Annotated in this window: 6 protein-coding genes; 1 reads left to right on the top strand and 5 read right to left on the bottom strand. The window is 67.2% G+C overall.

The genetic code is table 11. From position 1 onward, the window contains the following. Positions 1–149: 149 nt before the first annotated feature. From CSC78_RS18580 to rsmD, 4 genes are all read right to left on the bottom strand, one after another. Positions 150–398: a YfhL family 4Fe-4S dicluster ferredoxin gene (locus CSC78_RS18580; RefSeq protein ID WP_162339357.1), complete on the bottom strand. Its 249-nt coding sequence runs from the start codon at positions 396–398 to the stop codon at positions 150–152. Between the two features lie 247 nt (positions 399–645). Further along, on the bottom strand, positions 646–1,140 hold the full coding sequence (locus CSC78_RS18585; RefSeq protein WP_162339358.1) for a hypothetical protein: 495 nt from the start codon (positions 1,138–1,140) through the stop codon (positions 646–648). Between the two features lie 44 nt (positions 1,141–1,184). Then, complete coding sequence (gene coaD, locus CSC78_RS18590; RefSeq protein WP_162339359.1) at positions 1,185–1,694, bottom strand: pantetheine-phosphate adenylyltransferase; 510 nt, start codon at positions 1,692–1,694, stop codon at positions 1,185–1,187. Then, positions 1,691–2,338, bottom strand: coding sequence for a 16S rRNA (guanine(966)-N(2))-methyltransferase RsmD (rsmD, locus tag CSC78_RS18595; RefSeq protein WP_162339360.1), 648 nt, complete (start codon positions 2,336–2,338; stop codon positions 1,691–1,693). Before rsmD ends, coaD begins: the two co-directional genes overlap by 4 nt. A gap of 279 nt (positions 2,339–2,617) precedes the next feature. Between rsmD and htpG the strand changes: the two genes are divergently transcribed. Next, positions 2,618–4,516 carry a molecular chaperone HtpG gene (gene htpG, locus CSC78_RS18600; protein WP_162339361.1) on the top strand — a complete coding sequence of 633 codons (1,899 nt, stop codon included), beginning with the start codon at positions 2,618–2,620 and terminating at the stop codon, positions 4,514–4,516. 219 nt (positions 4,517–4,735) lie between these two features. Here htpG and CSC78_RS18605 read toward each other — a convergent pair whose 3' ends face one another. Then, positions 4,736–5,035 (bottom strand): hypothetical protein, encoded by a 300-nt coding sequence (locus tag CSC78_RS18605; protein ID WP_162339362.1) that lies wholly within the window; start codon positions 5,033–5,035, stop codon positions 4,736–4,738. Positions 5,036–5,506: the final 471 nt, after the last annotated feature.

Genomic DNA, 5,506 nt, shown 5'->3' on the forward strand with positions numbered 1-5,506 from the left:
GGGTGGGAGGGCGTGTTGGAACGGACGGCGTCGGCGGCGAACGCAGCGGGTGCGATGGCGACGACGAACAACAGGGCGAACAGACGGCGATGGATCACGACTTCTCCTGGAGCGGCTACCGGGACGAAGCGCATGCGGAAACGGGGCGATCAGCCGGCCTGCAGCCTCAGCATCTTCGTCAGCAGGGCTTCGTGGGTCTCAGGATACGCTGGATCGGGGTCGATGCACTCGACCGGGCAGACGACGACACATTGCGGTTCGTCATGATGGCCGACGCATTCGGTGCAGCGCGCCGGATCGATCACATAGATCGTCTCGCCCATCGAGATGGCCTGGTTCGGGCAGGCCGGCTCGCAGACATCGCAGTTGACGCAGAGTTCGTTGATCTTGAGGGACATCTTCTTCCGTCATTCCCGCGAAGGCGGGAAGCGCTTCACAACGGCCGCATGGCCGATTACCCAGTGACTTTCATCGCGGCGTTCGTCGGAGATACCGAATCCCGACGTCCAGTCGGCGCAGGCTGGCTGCGATGCGCGACTGAAAGTCACTGGATCCCCGCTTTACCAGCCATTCGGCTGTTAAGAGCCGCGGGGATGACCTTCCGGCAGAGGCGTGGCCGCCGTGCGGCGGCCACGCGCGGAAAGGTCACTTGGCTTCGACGAACAGGTATTCGGCGCTGCTCGGGGCCACGGCGGCCTTCACCCGCTCGCTGTCCTCTGCCTTGCCGATGAACAGCACGCGCACGCCCTTGAACGCGTCGGTCTCGACGCCCTCGAACGCGGCCACGGCCAGGTCGGCGATCTTGGCGCTGTTCGGCGAACCGAACGCGATCAGGTTGCCGGCGCTGACGCCGCGCGCCACGGCGCCCTTGGCCTGGTCCAGCTGGCGGCCGTACTTGGCCTCGAACTCCGGATCGGTCTCGGCGGGCAGGTAGTACACGTACGGCGTGTTGGTGATCGTGCCCATGTTGGCGTCGACCACCTTGCTCAGGTACTCCTTCCACGGACCGTCTTCAGTCGTGGTCGGCGCGACCAGGGCGACTTCCGCCGGCTCGGCCGGGGCTTCTTCCTGCTTCTTGCACGCCGCGAACGGCAGCACGAGGCAGGCGGTGAGCATGATGCGGCTTGCGAACTTCTTCATGGGTATTCCCCCTCTTGGTAAAGCGGTTGTCGGAATCGTGGCGCTCAGGCGCCCTGCTTGTCTTGCTGCCACTGCGCCTTCAGCGCGGCGGTCACCGCCGGCGGCACGAAGCCGGACACGTCGCCGCCCAGCCGCGCGATCTCGCGCACCAGCGACGACGAAATGAAGCCGTACTGCTCGGCCGGGGTCAGGAACAGCGTCTCGACTTCCGGAATCAGGTGGCGGTTCATGCTGGCCAGCTGGAATTCGTATTCGAAGTCGGACACCGCACGCAGGCCGCGCAGCAGCACGCCGCCGCCGACCTCCTTCACGAAATGCGCCAGGAGACCGTCGAAGCCCCGCACTTCCACGTGGGTGTGCTTGGCCACCGCATCGCGGGCCAGCGCGACGCGCTGGGCCAGCGGCAGGGCCGGCCCCTTGCCCGGGCTCTCGGCCACGCCGATGATCACGCGCTCGAACAGCGGCGCGGCGCGGTCGATCAGGTCGATATGGCCATTGGTGATGGGGTCGAACGTGCCGGGGTACACGGCCGTCCGGGTGCGCGCCACAGTCATTCAGTCGTCGCCGGCGGATCGTCGGCCCGAAGTGTAACAGTGGCGTGATGGCCCGGGGCACGGTACAGGGCATAGCGGACCTCGCGCGTCCGGCCCTCGCGGTGCAACACCCAGTTCGGCGGCACGACCGGCTGGATGTCCCCCGGCGATTCCACGTAGACCCGGGCACCGGGCGCCAGACGTGGCGCCAGCCCGTCCAGCGCGCCTGCCCACAGGCCGTCGGCGAACGGCGGATCCAGGAACACCAGGTCGAAGGTGTCGTGGCGCCCACGCAGCCATGCCAGCGCATCCGCCGCATGGACCTCGGCGGGCGCCGACAGCTTCGCCACCGCCTCGCGCAGCGCTGAGGCCAGGCCGGGATCGCGTTCCACCAGCACCGCCTGCGCGGCACCGCGCGACAGCGCTTCCAACCCCAGCACGCCGGTGCCCGCGAACAGGTCCAGCACCCGCGCGCCCGGCAGCGCCGGCATCAGCCAGTTGAACAGCGTCTCGCGCACGCGGTCGCTGCTGGGCCGCAGGCCTGGACGGTCCGGCACGGCCAGCTTCGTGCCGCGCCAGCGCCCGCCGATGATGCGCACGTGGCCGGTTCCGCGCGGAGCGGTACCTGAGGACGGCGCGGGGCGGGAATGCGGACTTCGGGACATGCGGACAGCGGCGATGGGAGGTCCCGCATGATACGTCCCTACCCTGCAGGAGGGGCTTCAGCCCCGACCGCGGCGCCACGCGAAAACCCGGCACCTGCCGCGCTGAAGAGCGCGCCGCAGCTTGCCGGCGCGGCGAACGCCCGACGATGCCCGGTCGCGGCAGTCGGGGCTGAAGCCCCTCCTACAGGCAGCATGGTTGAGAAAGCCGTGCCTGACCCATACACCGGACCCATCGGCCGCGCCGGGCGGCCTGTACCCGATTCCATGGAGCACGACCCAATGACCGTTGAGACCCGCAAAGAAACGCTGGGCTTCCAGGCCGAAGTGAAGCAGCTGCTGCAGCTGATGATCCACTCGCTGTATTCGAACAAGGAGATCTTCCTGCGCGAGCTGGTCTCCAATGCCGCCGACGCCGCCGACAAGCTGCGCTTCGAGGCGCTGAAGGACCCGAAGCTGCTGGAGGAAGACCCCACCCTGCGCATCCGCATCGGCTTCGACGCCGCCGCGCGCACGGTAACCATCGACGACAACGGCATCGGCATGAGCCGCGACGAGGCCATCGCCCACCTGGGCACCATCGCCAAGTCCGGCACCGGTGACTTCCTGCGGGCGCTGTCTGGCGACCAGAAGAAGGATGCCAACCTGATCGGCCAGTTCGGCGTGGGCTTCTACAGTGCCTTCATCGTGGCCGACCGCGTCGACGTGTTCAGCCGTCGCGCCGGCCTGCCGGCCAGCGAGGGCGTGCACTGGTCCAGCGCCGGCGAAGGCGATTTCGAAGTCGCGACGGTCGACAAGCCCGAGCGCGGTACGCGCATCGTGCTGCACCTGAAGGACGGCGAGGAAGGCTTCGCCGATGGCTGGAAGCTGCGCGGCATCATCAAGAAGTATTCCGACCACGTCGGTCTGCCGATCGAGATGCCGAAGGAACACCACGGCGAAGACGCGCCGGCGACGGTCGAATGGGAAGCCGTCAACAAGGCCAGCGCGCTGTGGACGCGCGCCAAGTCCGAGATCAAGGACGAGGAATACACCGAGTTCTACAAGCACATCGCCCACGACTTCACCGACCCGGCCGCCTGGAGCCACAACAAGGTCGAAGGCAAGCTGGAATACACCTCGCTGCTGTACGTCCCCGGCCGCGCGCCGTTCGACCTGTACCACCGCGACGGCGCCAAGGGCCTGAAGCTGTACGTGCAGCGCGTCTTCATCATGGACCAGGCCGAACAGTTCCTGCCGCTGTACCTGCGCTTCCTGCGCGGCGTGGTGGATTCCTCCGACCTGTCGCTCAACGTCTCGCGCGAGATCCTGCAGTCCGGCCCGGTGGTCGATTCGATGCGCTCCGCGCTGACCAAGCGCGCACTCGACATGCTGGAGAAGCTGGCCAAGGACAAGCCGGAGGACTACAAGGCGTTCTGGACCAACTTCGGCCAGGTGCTGAAGGAAGGCCCGGCCGAGGACTACGCCAATCGCGAAAAGATCGCCGGCCTGCTGCGCTTCGCCTCCACGCACGATGCGACCGGCGCACCCAGCGTCTCGCTGGCCGACTACGTGAGCCGCCTGCAGGAAGGCCAGGACAAGCTGTACTACCTGACCGGCGAATCGCATGCGCAGATCAAGGACAGCCCGCACCTGGAGATCTTCCGCAAGAAGGGCATCGAGGTGCTGCTGCTCACCGACCGCATCGACGAATGGCTGATGGGTTACCTGACCGAATTCGACGGCAAATCCTTCGTCGACGTCGCCCGCGGCGACTTGGATCTGGGCGCGCTGGAGAGCGAGGACGACAAGAAGGCGCAGGAAGAAAGCGCCAAAGCCAAGGAGGCACTGACCGGCCGCATCAAGACCGTGCTCGGTCTGGACGTGGCCGACGTGCGCGTCTCGCACCGCCTGACCGATTCGCCCGCCATCCTCGCCATCGGCCAGGGCGACCTGGGCCTGCAGATGCGCCAGTTGCTGGAAGCCAGCGGCCAGCAGGTGCCGGAAAGCAAGCCGGTGTTCGAGTTCAATCCGGGCCATCCGCTGATCGCCAAGCTGGATGCCGAGACCGATGCGAACCGCTTCAACAATCTGACCCGCGTGCTGTTCGACCAGGCCGCGCTGGCGGCCGGCGAAAGCCTCAAGGACCCGGCCGGTTACGTGAAGCGGCTCAATGCGTTATTGCTGGAGCTCTCGGCCTAATCGGAAGTCCCTCGCGCTCGCGGCTACCCCCCTCTCCCCGCGTGCGGGGAGAGGGTGCCGAAGGCGGGGGAGGGGCGATCGGAGGCAAGGCGCTTCGACGCCCCTCATACGATCCGCAAGCGCAGTCCGATCACGGAAGCCCAGGTTCGCGCGAAGAGCGCCCCTCATCCGCCCTGCGGGCACCTTCTCCCCGCACACGGGGAGAAGGGATCGCATGCTCTACGCCCTGATATCCAACAAGCTGCCCAGCGTCTCGTCCGCCACCTTCAGCACGAACAGGTTGGCGCCGGCCATCACCTTGTAGGTCAGCATCGCGGCGACATCTTCGACCGGCGCGGCCGGATCGGCAGGTGTCTCGACCACCGTCGCGGACACGCCACCCGTCGCTGAGGCCGACAACGCCACCGACTGCCGCGTGGCGTCGGGCGTGGCCAGGTTGGCGAGGTTGTGCGCAGTGGCCTGCAGGCCGGTCGAGGCCGCGCGCAGGCCGGAGGTGGCGATGCCGGTGATGGCGTTCATGCGGGGATTCCCGGTTTTCAGCCCTCGATATCGGCCGCCCCCGGCCCCACTTGAGTCCTGTGCCCGGGCGTCCGACAGCCGGGTGGTAGCATGTCGCCCTCTTCGAGATACCCCCTGCAATGATCGGTTTTTTCCGTCGCAAGAAGCCCCAGGACGGCCCGGACGCCGCCCAGACCCGCCCCAGCACCGAAGAACTCGCCGCCGCCTTCCCGCGCGCGCCCAGCGAGCCGTTGCCGGTGGATGCCATCTCTCCGTCCACCGCGCCCGCAGATGTGCAGGTGCCGAAGGCGGACGAGGGGGAAAGCCTTGCGGCTGAACGGTCGGACAGTACCCCCCCCCCCCCCTCTCCTGTCTCTTCTTCACATCTCAGCATCCCACGAGACCCCTGCGACTAGCTCATGCGCTCCTCTGCTTGTCAAAAAAAAAGCTACTGCATAGTTCTGAATGGCCGCTAGTTGATGTCGATGGACG

It is taken from the genome of Pseudoxanthomonas japonensis, from assembly GCF_010093445.1.
Taxonomy (GTDB): domain Bacteria; phylum Pseudomonadota; class Gammaproteobacteria; order Xanthomonadales; family Xanthomonadaceae; genus Pseudoxanthomonas_A; species Pseudoxanthomonas_A japonensis.